This is a genomic window from Gryllotalpicola sp. CP2-P1, from assembly GCF_057512245.1.
Window position 1 is genome coordinate 1 of sequence record NZ_JBLRDT010000012.1, and the last position, 16,540, is coordinate 16,540.

Genomic DNA, 16,540 nt, shown 5'->3' on the forward strand with positions numbered 1-16,540 from the left:
CGTCGACGAGCAACACGGAGCGCCCCGCGAGGGCGAGGGCAGAGCGGTCGCCGCGGTAGGCGCGCACGCGGCGCTCGAGCTCGGCGGTCTCTCTGGCAAGGGCATCGGCCCAGGCATCCCCGGTCACCTGCGCTCGCAGCTCGTCGTTCGCGACAACCGCGAGCTCGCCGCCGACGGAGGCGATGGCACCCATGGCGACCTCGGAGCTGAGGGGGAGGCCGAGCTTGCGCACGACGAGGACGTCGAGTGGGGCGTCGAGCGCCCGGGCCACTGCGGCCGCGACGGGAACACCGCCGCGCGGGAGACCGAGGACGACAGGGGAGGCGGTGGAAGAGAGCCGCTCGGCCACGGACGCGGCGAGGGTCTCGCCGGCCTCGCGTCGGTCACGATAGCGATTCATGGATCAGACCACGTGCGCCCGCCAGGGCGAATTGGGGTGATCGACGGGGCTTGAACCCGCGACCCCCTGGACCACAACCAGGTGCTCTACCAACTGAGCTACGACCACCATGAGGCCCGTCTCGGAAGGCGAGCGGGCAACCAGTCAAGTGTATTACATGCGAGGAGCCCACTCGTTCACCACGGACGTGGCGACGGCGAGCGCCTCTTCGCTGGTCGGGCCGGGGGCGGCGACGAAGACCGCCTTGCGGTAGTAGTCGAGCTCGCGGATCGACTCGAGGATGTCGGCGAGCGCGCGATGGCCGCCGGCCTTCTCAGGCGCCTGGAAGTAGACCCGCGGGAACCAGCGACGGGAGAGCTCCTTGATGGAGCTGACGTCGATCGAGCGGTAGTGCAGATGCGCGTCGAGGCGCGGCATGTACTTCGTGATGAACATGCGGTCGGTGCCGATCGTGTTTCCGGCGAGCGGCGCCTTGCCCTCGTCGGGCACATGCTTGAGGACGTACTCCATGACCTCGTACTCGGCCTCGGCGAGACTCTTGCCGGTCGGGATCTCGGTGATGAGGCCGCTGGTCGTGTGCATGTTCGTCACGAACTCGCCCATGCCGGCGAGCGCTTCGTCGCTCGCCTTGATCACGATGTCGATGCCCTCGGCGACGGGCTTGAGCTCGGAGTCGGTGATGACCACCGCGATCTCGACCAGCTCGTCCTTATCGGGGTCGAGACCCGTCATCTCGCAGTCGATCCAGACGAGACGATCCGAGGCAGCAGACATGCTCCAATCCTATTGGCGCACACCCTGCTTAGGCTGGAAGGGTGCAGCTCACCCTCTTCACCTCGGCATTCTGCGGCCCGTGCATGGCGACGCGCGCGGTGCTCGCCGAGGCGGGGCGGTTGATTCCGGGGGCCGCCGTCGTCGAGAAGGACGTCGTGGCATTCGAGCGCGACGCCGAGGCATCCGGCATCCGGTCGACGCCCACCGTGATCGTGACGGATGCCGGGGGAGCAGAGGTCTTTCGCGCAGAGGGCGTGCCGACCCTGAACCAGGTGCTGGTCGCCGCGGCGAAGGCGCTCTAGCCCTTTCGGTAAACTTGTCCGGCCTCCGTAGCTCAGTGGATAGAGCAGAACACTTCTAATGTTTTGGTCGCGAGTTCGATCCTCGCCGGGGGCACGAGCTCGACCAGTCGGTCTACTTCATGGCCGGTCAGAGCGCCGATTCGCCGCGCTTGACATGGTTGTTGCGCGACCCACTGACCGGCGGCACGGCGGGTGCTACTGTGTGGCTCGTGAGCACGCTCGACGACGTGATGGAGTCGGTCATCCAGGAGGTTGAACCGTCCCCGGTTCTATGCCGCTTCGTTGCGGGGCTCTGTCCCGGGTTCGGGTGAGCTGTCGAGGTCAGCGTAGTAGCTGGTCTCGTATTCGTCGGGCGGCATGTTCCCGAGGAGCGAGTGCAGCCGGGCGGTGTTGTACCAGTGGACCCAGTTCGCGGTGACCCATTCCACATCCTCGAGTTGCCGGAGCGGGCCGGTTCGGAAGGGCGAGTCCTCGCGGATGGCCTCGGTCTTGAACAGGCCGATCGTCGACTCGGCGAGGGCGTTGTCATACGCATCCCCGACGGTGCCGATCGAGGCGGCGATCCCCTCCAGGGCGAGGGTCTCGGCGAACCGGATCGAGGTGTACTGGCTGCCCGCATCCGAATGATGAATCAGTCCGTCCCGGGCGGCGTGGCCGGCCTTGTCGCGCCGCCACAGGCCCATTCGCAGCGCGTTCGTGACCAGCGGGGTGGTCTTGATCGTCGCAGCCGACCAGCCGACGATGGCGCGCGAGTAGCAGTCGATCGCGAAGGAGACGTACACGAACCCGGACCACGTGCTCACATAGGTGAAGTCGGCCACCCAGCTGCGGTTCGGGGCGGCGGCAGTGAAGTCGCGCTTCAGCAGGTCCGGCGCCCTCGGCGCCTTCGGGTCGGGAACCGTGGTGCGCGTCTTCCGGCCCCGCACCCGCCCGTTCAAGCCCAGCTCGCGCATGAGCCGGTCCACCCGCCGCTTCGAGACGGCATATCCTTCCCGGTTCAGGTGCGCGGTCATCTTGCGCCTGCCGTACATGCTCTTTCGGCGTGCCCGCGATTCCGCGCAGCACATCGGCAAGCTCGGCGTCGTCCCGGTCGCGATCGCTGGGCTGGGCGTGCTTCCACGCCCGGTAGGTCCGCGCGGCGATCCTGACGCCCTGCGAACGCAGAACCGCCAGGACCGACCCGACCGCGCGGCCCTTGGCCCGCTGCTCCTCGATGAACGCGAGGATCAGCGGCGTCGGGGGTCGAGTTCCCCGGCGAAGAAAACCGCCGCGTCCCTCAGGATCGCGTTCGCCTCGCGCAGCTCACGCACCTCCCGGCGCAAAGCCTTGACCTCCTCGGCCTCGACCGTGGTCACGCCCTCCCGCTGCCCGGCATCGACCTGCGCCTGCCGCACCCAGCGGCGCAGCGACTCGGCCCCGAAACCCAGCCGCGCCGAGACCGTCTCGCACGCCGCCGTCAAGTTCGGGTACTCGTCCAAGTGGTCAAGCACCAGCCGCACCGCGCGCTGCTTCGTCTCCTCGGGAATCCTCTTCGGCACGATGAACATCTTCCTTCCACACTCGAAAAGAAGCGGCAGCAAACCGGGGACGGTTCAGTGAGTCTGAGTCGGCGAGTGTTTCGGAGTCTGAGTCCACGTCGGTCAGTGAGTCCGAGTCGGCCAGTGTCTCGGAGTCGGAGTCGGAGTCCGGTTCCACAAGTGAGTCGGTATCCACGAGCGAGTCCGAGTCGACCAGTACGTCTGAGTCGGAATCCGAGTCGACGTCGGTCAGCGAGTCTGGGTCTGCGAGTGTCTCCGAGTCGGCGTCCGTGTCGACCAGCGAGTCTGAGTCGGCTTCGACGAGCGGGTCCGAGTCGACGAGCACCTCTGAGTCGAGCAGCACGTCTGAGTCGGAGTCTGGTTCCACGAGTGAGTCTGAGTCGACGAGTACGTCTGAGTCGGAGTCCGCGTCGGCCAGTGAGTCTGAGTCGACCAGCACCTCGGAGTCGGAGTCCACGTCGACTAGCGAGTCTGAGTCGACCAGCACCTCGGAGTCGGAGTCCACGTCGACTAGCGAGTCTGAGTCGACGAGCACATCTGAGTCCGAGTCGACCAGCACCTCTGAGTCGGAGTCTGGTTCCACGAGTGAGTCTGAGTCGACGAGTACGTCTGAGTCGGAGTCCACGTCGGCCAGTGAGTCTGAGTCGACCAGCACCTCGGAGTCGGAGTCCACGTCGACTAGCGAGTCTGAGTCGACGAGCACATCTGAGTCCGCGTCGAGCAGCAGCTCTGAGTCGGAGTCTGGTTCCACGAGTGAGTCTGAGTCGACGAGTACGTCCGAGTCGGAGTCCACGTCGGCCAGTGAGTCGGGCTCGGCCAGTGTTTCTGAGTCCGAGTTGAGCAGTACCTCTGAGTCGGAGTCCACGTCGACCAGCGAATCGGTATTGACGAGTACGTCGGAGTCCACGTCGACGAGCGAGTCTGAGTCGACCTCCGCCAGCGAGTCTCTCTCGACCAGCGCCTCAGATTCGGCATCCGCCAGTACCTCGATCTCGCTGAGCGAGCCGCAGGTTCCGGGCTCGAGCAGCCCGCTCGAGTCGGGGGCCGGGAGCGCGGTGCAGGGAGTGCCGGGCGCCGGCGATGGATCCGGCCCCGTGGCGGTGGTCGGGGCCCCCGAGCTCAGCGCCTCGGCAGGTGCGGGCTCGATGAGCACCTCCACTTCCGGCAGCGAGTCGACTTCAGAGAGCGTGTCGCAGACCGACTCGGTCACAGAGTCGCAGAGCACGGTCATCTACGAGTCCGTGAGCGGCACGCTGTCGGCGAGCGACTCCGAGTCCTCCGTCAGCGACTCGGTGATCGAGAGCATGTCGGCGGCAGAGAGCTACCTTCAGAGCGAGTCGGGGGCGCCGAGCGGCCAGTCCCGCATTGGGTCTCTGCTGCGCTCGCTGGGCATCTTCGGCAATCGGGGCAACAGGCAGTGAGTCCGCAGCGGTGAACGGGGGAAGGACGGCGTGTGGCGCAGATTCGTGAACGCGGCAAGTTCGCTTCGCTGAGGACCAAGCTGCTCTGGACCGCGCTGTTCTTCGCGTGCTTCATGATCGGCCGATACATCCCCGTGCCCCTTCTGCACGGCTCGGCGACGGGCACGGATGCCGCGAACACGCAGTTGCTCAACATCGCGAACATCGCGACCGGCGGCAACTTCTTCTACCCATCGCTGTTCTCCCTCGGGCTCGGTCCGTGGATGGGCGCCGCGATCCTGTGGCGCTTCCTGTTCATCGGGAAGATCGCGCGCGATCGGAAGATCCCCGAGCAGACGCAGGATCGCGCGCGCTACGTCGTCATGATCGTGCTGGCGATCATCCAGTCGATCAGCCTCATGTCGCGGTACGACATCAGCGGAGTGACCTGGGGTCCCTTCTCGGACCAGGTGAACGCGCAGATCGTCATCGTCGTGATCTTCACCGCGGGCGCGGTGCTGGTCGCGTGGCTCGCGAAGCGCAACGAGGACCTGGGCCTCGGCGGCATCACGATGTTCATCCTGTACCAGATCATCATCACCGCCATGCGGAACCTCGAGACGATGCATGTCGCGACCTCGAGCGACCGCTACCTGCTGGTGCTGTGGCTCGTGATCGCCGCGTGCGTCTGCGTCATTCTGATCGGCGTGTTCCTCGGCAACGCCGAGTTGCGGCTGCACGTGAACAAGGTGTCGATCGACAGCGGATTCATCGGCGTGTCGTATCTGCCGATCAAGCTCAACCCGGCGGGAGCCTCGCCGATCATGTACGCGCTGTCGCTGATCGCGATTCCGCAGTTCGTCGTGCACGCGGCCGGGGTGGTGATTCCCGGTGCCGCCTCAGGCGCCGGCCGCTTCCTGTCGGTGTGGGGGCTGAGCAGCCCGATCGGGTTCACCGCATATCTGATGCTGCTGTTCGGCCTCACCATCTTCTTCGGGCTCTTCACCGTCGACCCGAAGGGGGCCGCCAAGCGCATGAGGGACAGCGGCGAGTACTTCGACCACGTCGCCCCGGGCGAGGCGACGCGGGGCTACATCCGTCGTCGCGTCGTGCTGCTCTCGGTGCTGAGCGGGCTGTTCCTCGTGGTGTTCACCGGGCTGCCGCTCTACTTCATCGGCACCTTCCCGAACCTTCAGTTCGTGCTGACGGCACCACAGACCCTGATGATCCTGCTCGGCGTGCTGTGGATGCTGCACGAGGAGATCGCCGACACGCTGCTCGGCACGAAGTACGTCTTCGACTTCCGAGGCGGCGCCGCGACGCGGACGAGCAAGGCGGTCGCATGATCCACTTCATTCCCGCCTGGTACGGCGCCGACCGCCCCTGGTACTCGACCGACAGCGCCTGGTTCCGCGCGAAGGCCGCGGCCGAGTCCGACGACACGGTCACTCAGCTGCGCGTGTTCCACCAGGGCACCGAAGAGGCCGCACTGATCGTGCTGAACTATGTGCCCAGCCTGCGCCGCTTCCTGCACAGCCAGAGCATCTTCGACGTGCCGTACTGGTCGTTGTTCGACGAGATCCAGGGCCTCGAGGACGACTACACGCGCCCCATCGACTTCCTGCAGCTCGAGTGGCCAGACGGCGTCAGCTTCCACTACAACCCGTTCATCGTGACGGTGATGCAGGGCGATGCCGTCTATGCGCGCGTGTACCTGGCGCGCGAGGGCACGTTGCAGTCGATCCGCTACTACGGCGATGGGATGCCTGCGCTGGAGCGCATCTATGACGACAGGGGATTCCTGTCGAGCGTCCTCATGCACGACGAGACGGGCCGCCCCATGACCCAGTACTACCTGTCGCGCACGGGCGACGTGATCGTGAGCGAGGACGTGCCGTCGGGCCGCATCGACGTCGTTCAGAACGACGGCGACCGATTCCGGCAGCCGTCGTACGAGAGCTGGGAGGCCCTGATGGCCGAGTTCCTCGGGGCTCATCTCGGCTCACGCAGCGGTGAGCACGACACGGTCGTCCTCGCCGTGTCCGAGCAGCACAACGACCTCGTGGCATCGGTGCTGACCGACCAGACGCTGGTGCTGTCACGGTCGGTGAACCGCACCGCGCGGGCATCCGGCGAGGTGCTCGCCCGGGCGGGCGCCGTGTTCGCTGACGTGGGTCAGCAGACGAGCGGCGCGGCCGAAGAGCTCGACGTGTGGGCGGCGCTTCCTGTGCTGTCGGTCTACCCGCTCGAGCGCCGATCGACCTTCGGCGCGAGCGCCAACGAGGCGAAGGTCTACATCTCGCTCTTCGTCGACGGCATCACGCCCGAAGAGCTCGACTACGCCATCGCGATGACGGTCGGGCAACTGGTCGGCAACGACCACACCCGCCTGCTCGTGTGCACCTTCCGCTCACAGGATCTCGACTTCCTCGGCGAGGTGCGCCGTGTGATCGCCGGCTATCAGCACCTCGACCAGGCATTCGCCGCCGATGACGAGCTCACGGCGCTCGGCATCGACGTGGGCATCGCCGAAGCCCCGGAGGAGAGGATTCAGCTCACCTTCATCGACCGCGAAGCCGACATGATCCAGACGGTCACGAAGTCGCGCGTGCTGATCGATCTCGGCCGGTCGGTCAACTACCGGCTCGCGACCGAAGCGGTCAACGCCGGTGTTCCGCAGATCAATCGCTACGAGCACGAGCTGATCACGCATCCGATCAACGGTTACGTGGTGAGCGACGAGTCGGAACTGGCGCCGGCCCTCGACTACTTCCTGAACGGACTCGAGCACTGGAACCAGTCCCTCGTGCAGTGCAGGGTGCTGCAGGACCTGTTCCGGGCGCACGAGATTCTCGGCCGGTGGGATCTGATCAGAGAGGCGGTGGCCTATGCGGGTCCTTCAGATCGGGCGTGACGACTGGTCGGCGAGTTCGAGCCTGCCGACCGGTGTCGAATGGGCCTTCATCCCCGCAGGCGATGTGTCGGCCGTCGATGCGAAGCTCATCGGGCGCGTCGACGTCACGGTGCTGGATGCCCCGTGCGAGCTGGAGCGGCTGCAGGAACTCGACACCGTCGTGACGCCCTACACGCTGTTGGTCGCCCGTGAGCTGCGCGACGGGTTCGACGATGCGGCCCAGCGCTTCCTCGCGCGCAAGGCGGCGGTCTACGAGGATCTCGGCGATCGGCAGGGCATCATCGACGCGCTGCCCCGGAAGTACTTCGCCAAGCCGTTCGGCCAGAAGCTCGAGATCAGGAAGGCACTGCTCTCGCCCTTCCACACCGGCGGCTCGCGGTACGAGGGCAACGCGTACCTCGTTGCGGACATCGATCACGGCGACGAGCTGCGCCAGCTGGTGATCTGGCGCGAGAACATCGCCTACGACAGCGAGCGGGCCCTGGAGCTCTGGCCGGAGTACGTCAAGGATGCCGGCTGCGAGATCGAGCTCAGCGTGCAGCTCATCCAGAGCGGCACGCCCGACGTGATCGTCTTCCAGCGCCGCTATTCCGAAGCCGAACTGGCCGAGCCGATCGTGATCGACGAGCCGACCAGCGGCTACCTCGCCTGCTCGATCTTCGCCAGGGGCACGGGCGAGGTGAAGGTCGGGCCGATCCACTACCGGCACTCGCGGCTCGGCGCGGGGTACTTCCTGCCCGGGGGCCGGCGCATCGTCGACAGCCGGCGTGAGGAGCTCTTCTACTACTTCCACCCGGGCGATCTCGAGCCGCCGTTCAACATCTACTTCGCCGGGTATCGGCCCGCGGAAGGCTTCGAGGGCTACTTCATGATGGAGCGCATGGGGCACCCCTTCCTGCTCGTCACCGACCCCAGGCTGGAGGGCGGCCGTTTCTATCTCGGCAGCGCCGAGTTGGAGGAGGGGCTGCTGCGGGTCATCCGCGAGCACATCCGCGATCTGGGGTTCCAGGAGAGCGACGTGATCGTCTCGGGCCTGTCGATGGGGTCGTTCGGCGCGCTCTACTACGGGTCGCAGCTCGATGCGCTCGCGATCATCGCAGGCAAGCCCATCGTCGACCTCGACTATGTGGCCGAGCGAGGGCGCCTCGTCCGCCCCAACGAGTTCTTCACGGTCTTCGACATGGTGAACTTCTGGAACCGGGAGGATCGCGGCGTCGACGAGTCCACGGCGGCGCGGTTCACGCAGCGACTCGTCGAGCGCTGGACGGGCGAGCCCGGCTTCGGGGACACCAAGATCCTGCTGTCGTACATGCAGCAGGACGACTACGACGACGAGGCCTATTACACGCTGCTCAATTCGCAGACCGGGAAGCCGACGACGGTGATCGCGCGCGGCTACCAGGGGCGCCACAACGACGACAGTGCATCGATCGTCACCTGGTTCGTGAACCAGTACAGGCGCATCATCGACGAGTATCAGGGGGCGCTCGATGTCAGCCGCTGAGGTCGCGACGGTGCGCTGGGGCAATCACAACAGCCCGGCGTCGCTCTACGGTTCCGCTCTGGCCTTCGACGCGTCGGGCGAGGTGCACCTGGTGAACCGGCTCATGCCGAGCGGCACGACGCTGCAGGAGTGGTACTCGTTCACCGACTACCAGTCGGTGCGCGACACCCCGGCCCTGCCGCTGCTGCACCACGGCAAGAGCTATCGGATCGAGCCGCGCGTGGTGGCCGTGCCGCAGGACACGCTCGTCTTCGAGGTGCGGTTCTTCGATCGGTTCGGCGGGCTGCTCACCGCCCAGCTGCTGTACCCGCCGGACTACTCCTTCGACTACCCGCCCGAGGTGCACCACTACTCGATCCGCTTGGTGAACGCCGGCTGCGACGAGGTGCGCTTCACATCTCTGGCCCTTTTGGAGGTGAGCGGGAATGGCTGACCGCGGAGCGCGCAACGGCCGCCTCATCCAGCGCGTGAACTCCTACCAGGACGCGATGCGGGCCCTGAGCGACGGTGAGCTGCGGGCCAAGACCCCCGAGTTCCGCGAGCGCGTCGCGAAGGGGGAATCCCTCGACGCTCTGCTGCCCGAGGCATACGCGGCGCTTCGCGAGGCGGCGCTGCGCATCGTCGGCAAGTTCCCCTACGACAACCAGGTGCTCGCCGCCATCGTCATGCACCAGGGCGACATCGCCGCGATGAAGACCGGTGAGGGCAAGAGCCTCACGGCCACCCTGCCGCTGTACCTCAACGCGCTGTCGGGCCGCGGCGCGATGCTCGTCACGGTCAACGGCTATCTCGCGCGCCGCGACGCGGAGGAGTTCCGGCCGCTCTTCGAGTTCATGGGCCTGCGGCTCGCGGTCGGCGTTCCGGAAGCGGGCGCACCCGACTTCTCCGTTCCCGAGAAGAAGGCGATCTACTCGGCCGACGTCATCTACACGACGAGCGACAAGGTGGGCTTCGACTACCTGCTCGAGAACCTCGCGGGGACGACGCAGGAGAAGTTCCTGCAGCCGTTCAACTACGTGCTCATCGACGAGGCCGACGCGATCCTGCTCGACCTCGCGCAGACGCCCCTCGTGATCTCGGGGTCGCCGCGCGTCCAGTCGAACCTGTACCCCCTCGCCGATGCCTTCGTCGCGACGCTGCGCGACGGGGTCGAGTACGAGTACGACGAGAGCTCGGGCGTCGTCGCTCTCACTGACGAGGGCATCGCCGCGGGAAACCGGTTCTTCCACGTCGAGAACATCTACGCCCCCGAGCGCTTCCAATTGAACCGCCACATCCACCTCGCGCTGCGGGCGCGCACGAGCTTCCAGCCGATGCGCGACTACATGGTGCTGGGGGACCGGCTCGTGCTGCTCAGCTCGGTCACGGGCCGCCTGCTCGAGGGCAACAAGCTGCAGGGTGGGCTGCATCAGGCGATCGAAGGCCGCGAGAGCCTTGAGATCACCACCGAGAACCGCGCCATGGCCTCTGTCACCTATCAGAACCTGTTCCTCATGTTCGACAAGATGGGCGGCATGACCGGCACCGCGAAAGGCGCCGAGAAGGAGCTGCTCAAGACGTACGGCACTGATGTCGTCGAGATTCCGACTTATCGCCCGGTCATCCGCGTTGACGAGCCGGATGTCGTCGTGCAGACGGTCGACGAGAAGGAGCGGCTGATCCTCGACTATCTCGACGAGGTGCGCGCAACCCAGCGGCCGATTCTGCTCACGACGGGCTCGGTCAAGAGCTCGATCAGGTTCTCGCAGTATCTGCTCGACCGCGGCATCGAGCACAACCTGCTCAACGCGCTGAGCGAGGCGAAGGAGGCCGAGATGGTCCGCGAGGCCGGCCGGAAGGGCGCGATCACGGTCGCCACCCTGATCGCGGGCCGCGGCACCGACATCAAGGTCGAGCCTGACGCCAAGGAGCTCGGCGGCCTCGTCATCATCGGCACCGAGCAGTTCCCCAACCGACGGGTCGAGGGGCAGATCCGCGGGCGTGCCGGCCGGCAGGGCGACCCCGGGTCGAGTCGCTTCTATGCCTCGATGGAGGACGACCTCTTCGTGCGCTTCGGGTCGATCAAACCCGAGGATGTCCGCACGAGGCGCCGGAGCACGCGAACCATGCTGCGCCTGCTCGCCCGCGCGCAGCGAGCCAGCGAGGACTCCGCGAGCGGGGCGAGGAAGCTCTCGAAGGACTTCGACATCGCCATGGCGCGTCAGCGCGACCTCGTCTACGCCGTGCGCAATGAGATCATCACGGGCGAGCCGATCGGCCGCGATGAGCTCGAGGGCATCGCCGAGCAGGTGTTCGCCGAGGCGGTGGAAGCGGGGGTCGGCGCGGACCGCGGCACGCTCATGCGGTACGTCTTCGACAACCTGAGCTACCACCTTCCCGACGACTTCCACTCGGTCGACACGGGTAACGACTCCCACGTGAAGGACTTCCTGTCGACGACGTTCTCGCAGGCGATCCAGCAGAAGGTCGACGCGCTCGCCGACCCTGACGTGTACGCCCGGTTCCAGAACATCTGCTTCCTCAAGTCGATCGATGTCGCCTGGGTCGAGCAGGTCGACTTCCTCGAGCAGCTCAAGACCGTCGTGCAGGACCGGAACCTCGCCCAGCACAAGGTCGAGTACGAGTACCGGAAAGAGGCGTACTTCGCCTTCGAGCAGATGAAGCGGCGGATCAACCGCGACATCGTGCGGCTGCTGTGCCTGAGCCGCATCGAGCGCGGTGGCGACGGCGGCCTCGTCATCCAGTTCGCGTGAGCCGGTAGGAGCCCGGTGCGCGTCTTCAACATCAACAAGGCGATCGGCTTCGCCTCGAGTGGGGTGGAGTACGCCCAGGCGTACCGCCGCGAGCTCCTCGCGGGCATCCCGTGGGTCGACGACTACTACGTCTTCACCGACTACATCGGCACCAACCTCAGCGTCTTCACCGATCGGCTCGGGTTCCCGCAGCCGCAGGTGCTGTGGATCTACAACCTGGTCTCGGGGCGCAGCGCCCGCCCGTGCGAGACGAGCGCCGACGCCATCATCGCGGCGATCGCCCAGCCGCATTCCGGGCCCGAGGTGCACGACGACCACATCGACATCAGGCTGACGAGCGCGCCGGTGCGGCACCGCATCTGGACCACGGGCGAGCGCCTCGTCGACCGCGTCGACACGGTCGTCGGCGACCGGCTCGTGCGCGCCGAGCACTACGACGCGACGCTGAACAACGTCGAGTACTACCACCAGAACCAGCCGGTGCGCCGCGTCTTCTTCACGCCGGACGGGCGGGTCGCCGCCGAGCAGTTCTACCGGGGCCGCGAGATCACCCGCACGGTCATCACACCCGCCTCGCCGCTCTACCGGAGCCCGGCACGCAGGGGCCGCACCGCACCGAGCTCGTTTCGCGGCGACATCCTGCTCGAGGGTCGCTCGCAGTTCTTCCAGTTCGTCTTCGCGCGCCTCTTCGACCGGCCCGACGACGTCGTGATCGTCGACCGTGCGCTCGACGTCATCGACGGCATCTACCCGGTCATCGGCGATCACCGGCTGTACTCGGTCGTGCACGCCGAGCACTACGACCTGAAGCAGATGGACGACGGCGTGCTGCTGTGGAACAACCACTACGAGAACGTGTTCACCCGGCCCGAGCTCGTCGACGGCTTCATCGTCTCGACTCACCGCCAGCAGGCGGTGCTCGACGCGCAGCTCGCGGCGCGGCTTCCGCCGGGCAGCTACCGTGTCGACCGCATCCCGGTCGGCTTCGTGCGCGAGGCGTCGGCTCGACCGGCCTACGACCGCTACGCGCTCGTCACGGCCAGCCGCCTGGCCGATGAGAAGCACCTCGACGTCCTGATCCACGCCGTTGCGCTCGCGCGGCGGCGGATTCCCGAGCTGCGCCTCGACATCTACGGCGAGGGCCGCCGCGACCCTCTGATCGCGGCCATCGCCGACACCGGGACGGCGGACTGCGTGCGGCTCATGGGCCACCACCGGCTCGAGGGGCTGCTCGGCGGCTACGGGCTCTACGTCTCGGCATCCACCTCAGAGGGCTTCGGTCTGTCGTTGCTCGAGGCGATCGCGGAGGGGCTGCCGATCGTGGGCTTCGACATCGACTACGGCAACCGCGAGATGGTCGAGCAGGGCGCGAACGGCTGCCTCGTGCCGTACGCCCCTGGAGCGCGGGGCGCCGCCGCCCTCGCCGACGCGATCGTCGCCACCCTCTCGTCTGCGGACTTCGCTGCGATGCGGAGCCACAGCGTGCACTCGGCAGAGTCCTACACCGCAGACCAGGTTCGGCGGCTCTGGGAGGAGCTGCTGCGGGAGGAGGACGCGTGCTAGGCCTCTTCAACGACTACGACGACGCCACGCGAGAGCTCATGCACTCGCTCGAGACGGCAGGTGTGCCGTTGACCCCTGTGGTGATCAACTACGGTGGCGAGCTGGCAGACGGGGCGCTCTGCCCCTTCGTCGTCTACACCGGCCTTGAGTTGCGGGGCGAGCCGCTCTTCTTCAACGAGGTCCCGATTCCCCCGTGGTGCGAGATCCGGCAGGGCAGCGAGGTCTATGGCGAGGTGCTGCGCGACGACGAGGTGATCGGGCGGATCAACTACGAGGCGAACACGTTCCGGCAGGTCGAGAGCGTCGACTGGCTGCTGCGCGACGGGTCGGTGGGGCACACCGACCGCTATGACCGCTATGGGAACCGGTACGCGGTGAGCTACTACGCCGATGGGGCCGTGCATCAGACCGTCTACCGCGGGCCGGGGGAGTGGACGATCGAGGTCGACCATGTCGTGCGATCGGTCGTCATGCGATCGGCCGGGCGCCTGCTCACGTTCCCGAGCCTCACGGATTTCGTCTCGCACTTCGTCGACGAGCAGGGGCTCGCCGACGATGAGGTTCTGATCAATTCGCTCTCGTACCCGCTGTTCGTCATGCGCACGCGCGCACGGCGCCCGAACACGACCCTGTTCTGGCAGGAGCCGATGCCGGGCGACCCGCCCGAGAACATGACCACCGAGTTGCAGCAGCCGAAGGCACTCGCCCGCATCGTCTTCTTCGACGAGCGACTGAGGCGGAAGGTGGCGGCACAGTACCCCGAGACGCCGCTGCACCTCGAGTACCTCTCGCACCTCGATCAGTTCGCCGCTCACGAGAGCTTCGACCCGAAGCGCGTGTTCACCCTGACGAACAGCGACGACCTCGCAGGGCTGCCCGAGCTGCTCGAGGCGTTTCCCGACCTCACCTTCTCGGTCGCCGCGCTCACCCTCATGAGCGAGCGCCTGCAGGAGCTCGGGCGGCGCCACTCGAATCTCGCGCTGACCCCCAGCATCACTCACCACCGCATTCGAGATGAGCTCGAGAAGGCATCCGTGTACCTCGACATCAACGCAGGCGGTCATGTGCTCGACGTCGTCAAAGCTGCCTACTATCTCGACCTGGTCGTCATGGCGCTCGCCGGGCGGGCGAAGGCACCGGATTTCTCGCTCACGTTCGCGACGCCGAGCGAGCTGAGGGCCCGGCTGGATGCCGCCACGAGCAGCTCGGAGGGCAGGAGGGCGGCCCTCGCCGCACTGCACGAGCAGCACGGGCCGCTGTCGTCGGTCGACGACTATCGCCGTCTGCTCGGCTAGGGGCGCGGGAACGCCGAGTGCAGCTCGGCGAGCCAGGTCGTCGCCGCGGAATCCGACGGAGCGCGCCAGTCGCCGCGGGGCGACAGCGAGCCGCCGGCCGCCACTTTCGGGCCGTTCGGCACCGCGGTGCGCTTGAACTGCGCGAAGCCGAAGAAGCGCTTCAGGAACACCTCGAGCCACGTCACGACCTCGTCGACCGAGTACTCGACCTTCGCGTCGTCGGGGAACCCCGCCGGCCAGGCGCCGCTCGCGGCATCCGCCCAGGCCCGCGCCGCCAGCCAGGCGATCTTGCTCGGGCGCAGGCCGTAGCGCAGGGTGTGGAACAGTGCGAAGTCGTGCAGCGCGTAGGGCCCGATGGTCTTCTCGGTCGACTGCACGACGCCGTCCTCGCCGGCCGGCACGAGCTCGGGGGTGATCTCGGTGGCGAGCACCCGCTCGAGAACGTCCGACACCTCGCTCGAGAACTGCCCGGAGCCGCTCACCCAGCGGATCAGGTGCTGCATCAGGGTCTTGGGCACGCCCGAGTTCACGGCGTAGTGCGACATCTGGTCGCCGACGCCGTAGGTCGCCCAGCCGAGCGCGAACTCGGAGAGGTCGCCCGTGCCGACCACGATTCCCCCGCGCTGGTTGGCGATGCGGAACAGATAGTCGGTGCGCAGCCCCGCCTGCACGTTCTCGAAGGTCACGTCATAGACGGGCTCGCCGTTCGCATACGGGTGTCCGATGCGGCGGAACATCTCCTCGGCGGTGGGCTTGATGTCGAGCTCTTCGAAGGTCACGCCGAGCGCGGCGGCGAGGGCGTAGGCATTCGACTTGGTGGCGTCGGAGGTGGCGAAGCCCGGCATCGTGACGGCGATGATGTCGCTGCGCGGTCGGCCGAGCCGGTCCAGCGCCTGCGCGCAGACGAGCAGCGCATGCGTCGAATCGAGGCCGCCCGAGACGCCGATCACGAGCTTGGGGCCGCCGATGGCCGACATCCGCTGCTCGAGGCCCGACACCTGGATGTTGTAGGCCTCGTAGCAGTCCTGGGCGAGCCGGGCCGGGTCGTCGGGGACGAAGGGGTACCGGTCGACGGCGCGCTCGAGGCCGATGTCCTCCGTCGGGGGAGCGAGTTCGAAGCTGACGCGCCGGAACCCGGAGATGCGCGCGTCCAAGGTGCGCCGGTTGTCGTCGAAGGTGCCCTGCCGCAGCCGCTCCTGCCGCAGCAGCTCGACGTCGATGTCGGCGACGGCGATACGGGGGCCGTCGGGGAAGCGGTCGGTGGCGGCGAGCAGTCGGCCCGCCTCGTAGATCAGCGTCTCGCCGTCCCACGAGAGATCGTTGCTCGACTCGCCCATGCCTGCGGCGGCATATACATACGCAGCCAGGCATCTCGACGAGGCGGACTTGGCGAGCAGCTGGCGGTCGTCGGCCCGGCCGACCGTGATCGGGCTACCCGACAGGTTGGCGAGCACCGTCGCACCCGCCAGGGCCGCCTCGGCGCTGGGCGGCACCGGAATCCACATGTCCTCGCAGATCTCGGCGTGCAGAACGAGCCCGGGCACATCGGATGCCTCGAACAGCAGCTCGGGCCCGAAGGGCGCGCTCTGCCCGGCCACCTCGATCGCGCCGCCGCGCTGGTCGTCGCCCGGCGCGTACCACCGGCGCTCGTAGAACTCGCGATAGTTCGGCAGGTACGACTTGGGGGCGACGCCGAGGACTCTGCCGCGGTGGACGACCACCGCGCAGTTGAAGAGCCGGTTGCCGTGACGCAGGGGCGCGCCGACGACGAGCACGGGCATCAGCCCGGCGGATGCCTGCACGATGCGCTCGAGCGCGGAATCGACCGCGTCGAGCACGGCGTCCTGCAGGACGAGGTCGTCGTGCGCATAGCCGGTCAGGCAGAGCTCGGTGAAGACGGCCACCGCGACCGAGCGGTCGTGGCAGGCGCGCGCCTGCTCGAGAAGCCGCTCGGCGTTTGCAGCAGGGTCGGCGATCACCAGGGGGAATGTCACCGCGGCGATTCGGGCGAAGCCCTGCGTGTACGCGCCGGCTGCGGCGCCGAGCGCGCGTGCGCCCGTGAGCCGATCTGTCATGCAGCCAGTCTTGCAGACGGTC

13 protein-coding genes, 2 tRNA genes and 1 pseudogene are annotated in these 16,540 nt (G+C 67.2%); 10 read left to right on the forward strand and 6 right to left on the reverse strand.

The genetic code is table 11. The features are described from left to right. The 3 genes from ACM2XV_RS01945 to orn form a co-directional block, all read right to left on the reverse strand. On the reverse strand, window positions 1-400 hold a 400-nt coding region (locus ACM2XV_RS01945), incomplete at its 3' end, for a phosphoribosyltransferase family protein (protein ID WP_487025812.1). 32 nt (window positions 401-432) lie between these two features. Continuing rightward, window positions 433-508, reverse strand: a tRNA-His gene (locus tag ACM2XV_RS01950). A 45-nt stretch (window positions 509-553) separates the two neighbouring features. Then, window positions 554-1,174 carry an oligoribonuclease gene (orn, locus tag ACM2XV_RS01955; protein WP_487025813.1) on the reverse strand — a complete coding sequence of 207 codons (621 nt, stop codon included), beginning with the start codon at window positions 1,172-1,174 and terminating at the stop codon, window positions 554-556. 41 nt (window positions 1,175-1,215) lie between these two features. On the opposite strand from orn, the gene ACM2XV_RS01960 reads away from it, so the two are divergent. Then, window positions 1,216-1,476, forward strand: coding sequence for a glutaredoxin family protein (locus ACM2XV_RS01960; protein WP_487025814.1), 261 nt, complete (start codon window positions 1,216-1,218; stop codon window positions 1,474-1,476). Between the two features lie 21 nt (window positions 1,477-1,497). Continuing rightward, window positions 1,498-1,570 (forward strand) — tRNA-Arg (locus ACM2XV_RS01965). A gap of 175 nt (window positions 1,571-1,745) precedes the next feature. Here ACM2XV_RS01965 and ACM2XV_RS01970 read toward each other — a convergent pair. Continuing rightward, window positions 1,746-3,014 (reverse strand): annotated as a pseudogene (locus ACM2XV_RS01970) (IS3 family transposase). After that, window positions 2,959-4,173, reverse strand: coding sequence for a hypothetical protein (locus tag ACM2XV_RS01975; RefSeq protein ID WP_487025815.1), 1,215 nt, complete (start codon window positions 4,171-4,173; stop codon window positions 2,959-2,961). The pseudogene ACM2XV_RS01970 and the gene ACM2XV_RS01975 overlap by 56 nt, the downstream one beginning before the upstream one ends. Here ACM2XV_RS01975 and ACM2XV_RS01980 point away from each other — a divergent pair. Genes ACM2XV_RS01980 through ACM2XV_RS02015 form a run of 8 tightly spaced genes read left to right on the forward strand, consistent with a single transcriptional unit; the run spans window position 4,160 to window position 14,443 of the window. After that, window positions 4,160-4,435, forward strand: a complete 276-nt coding sequence (locus tag ACM2XV_RS01980) for a hypothetical protein (RefSeq protein WP_344777277.1) — start codon at window positions 4,160-4,162, stop codon at window positions 4,433-4,435. The genes ACM2XV_RS01975 and ACM2XV_RS01980 overlap by 14 nt on opposite strands. Before the next feature lie 32 nt (window positions 4,436-4,467). Beyond that, the gene (locus tag ACM2XV_RS01985) at window positions 4,468-5,760 is read left to right on the forward strand and encodes a hypothetical protein (RefSeq protein WP_487025816.1); all 1,293 of its coding nucleotides are present in this window, start codon (window positions 4,468-4,470) and stop codon (window positions 5,758-5,760) included. Beyond that, on the forward strand, window positions 5,757-7,328 hold the full coding sequence (gene asp1 / locus ACM2XV_RS01990) for an accessory Sec system protein Asp1 (protein ID WP_487025817.1): 1,572 nt from the start codon (window positions 5,757-5,759) through the stop codon (window positions 7,326-7,328). The genes ACM2XV_RS01985 and asp1 overlap by 4 nt, the downstream gene beginning before the upstream one ends. After that, on the forward strand, window positions 7,303-8,832 hold the full coding sequence (gene asp2, locus ACM2XV_RS01995; protein WP_487025818.1) for an accessory Sec system protein Asp2: 1,530 nt from the start codon (window positions 7,303-7,305) through the stop codon (window positions 8,830-8,832). Before asp1 ends, asp2 begins: the two co-directional genes overlap by 26 nt. Next, window positions 8,819-9,265 carry an accessory Sec system protein Asp3 gene (gene asp3, locus ACM2XV_RS02000; RefSeq protein ID WP_487025819.1) on the forward strand — a complete coding sequence of 149 codons (447 nt, stop codon included), beginning with the start codon at window positions 8,819-8,821 and terminating at the stop codon, window positions 9,263-9,265. Before asp2 ends, asp3 begins: the two co-directional genes overlap by 14 nt. Continuing rightward, complete coding sequence (secA2, locus tag ACM2XV_RS02005; RefSeq protein WP_487025820.1) at window positions 9,258-11,585, forward strand: accessory Sec system translocase SecA2; 2,328 nt, start codon at window positions 9,258-9,260, stop codon at window positions 11,583-11,585. The genes asp3 and secA2 overlap by 8 nt, the downstream gene beginning before the upstream one ends. Window positions 11,586-11,600: 15 nt before the next feature. Beyond that, a complete protein-coding gene (locus ACM2XV_RS02010; protein WP_487025821.1) occupies window positions 11,601-13,148 on the forward strand; it encodes a glycosyltransferase in 1,548 nt (515 codons plus the stop codon). Next, complete coding sequence (locus tag ACM2XV_RS02015; RefSeq protein ID WP_487025822.1) at window positions 13,142-14,443, forward strand: hypothetical protein; 1,302 nt, start codon at window positions 13,142-13,144, stop codon at window positions 14,441-14,443. The genes ACM2XV_RS02010 and ACM2XV_RS02015 overlap by 7 nt, the downstream gene beginning before the upstream one ends. Here ACM2XV_RS02015 and ACM2XV_RS02020 read toward each other — a convergent pair. After that, window positions 14,440-16,518, reverse strand: a complete 2,079-nt coding sequence (locus tag ACM2XV_RS02020; protein WP_487025823.1) for an NAD(+) synthase — start codon at window positions 16,516-16,518, stop codon at window positions 14,440-14,442. The genes ACM2XV_RS02015 and ACM2XV_RS02020 overlap by 4 nt on opposite strands. Between the last annotated feature and the right edge of the window lie 22 nt (window positions 16,519-16,540).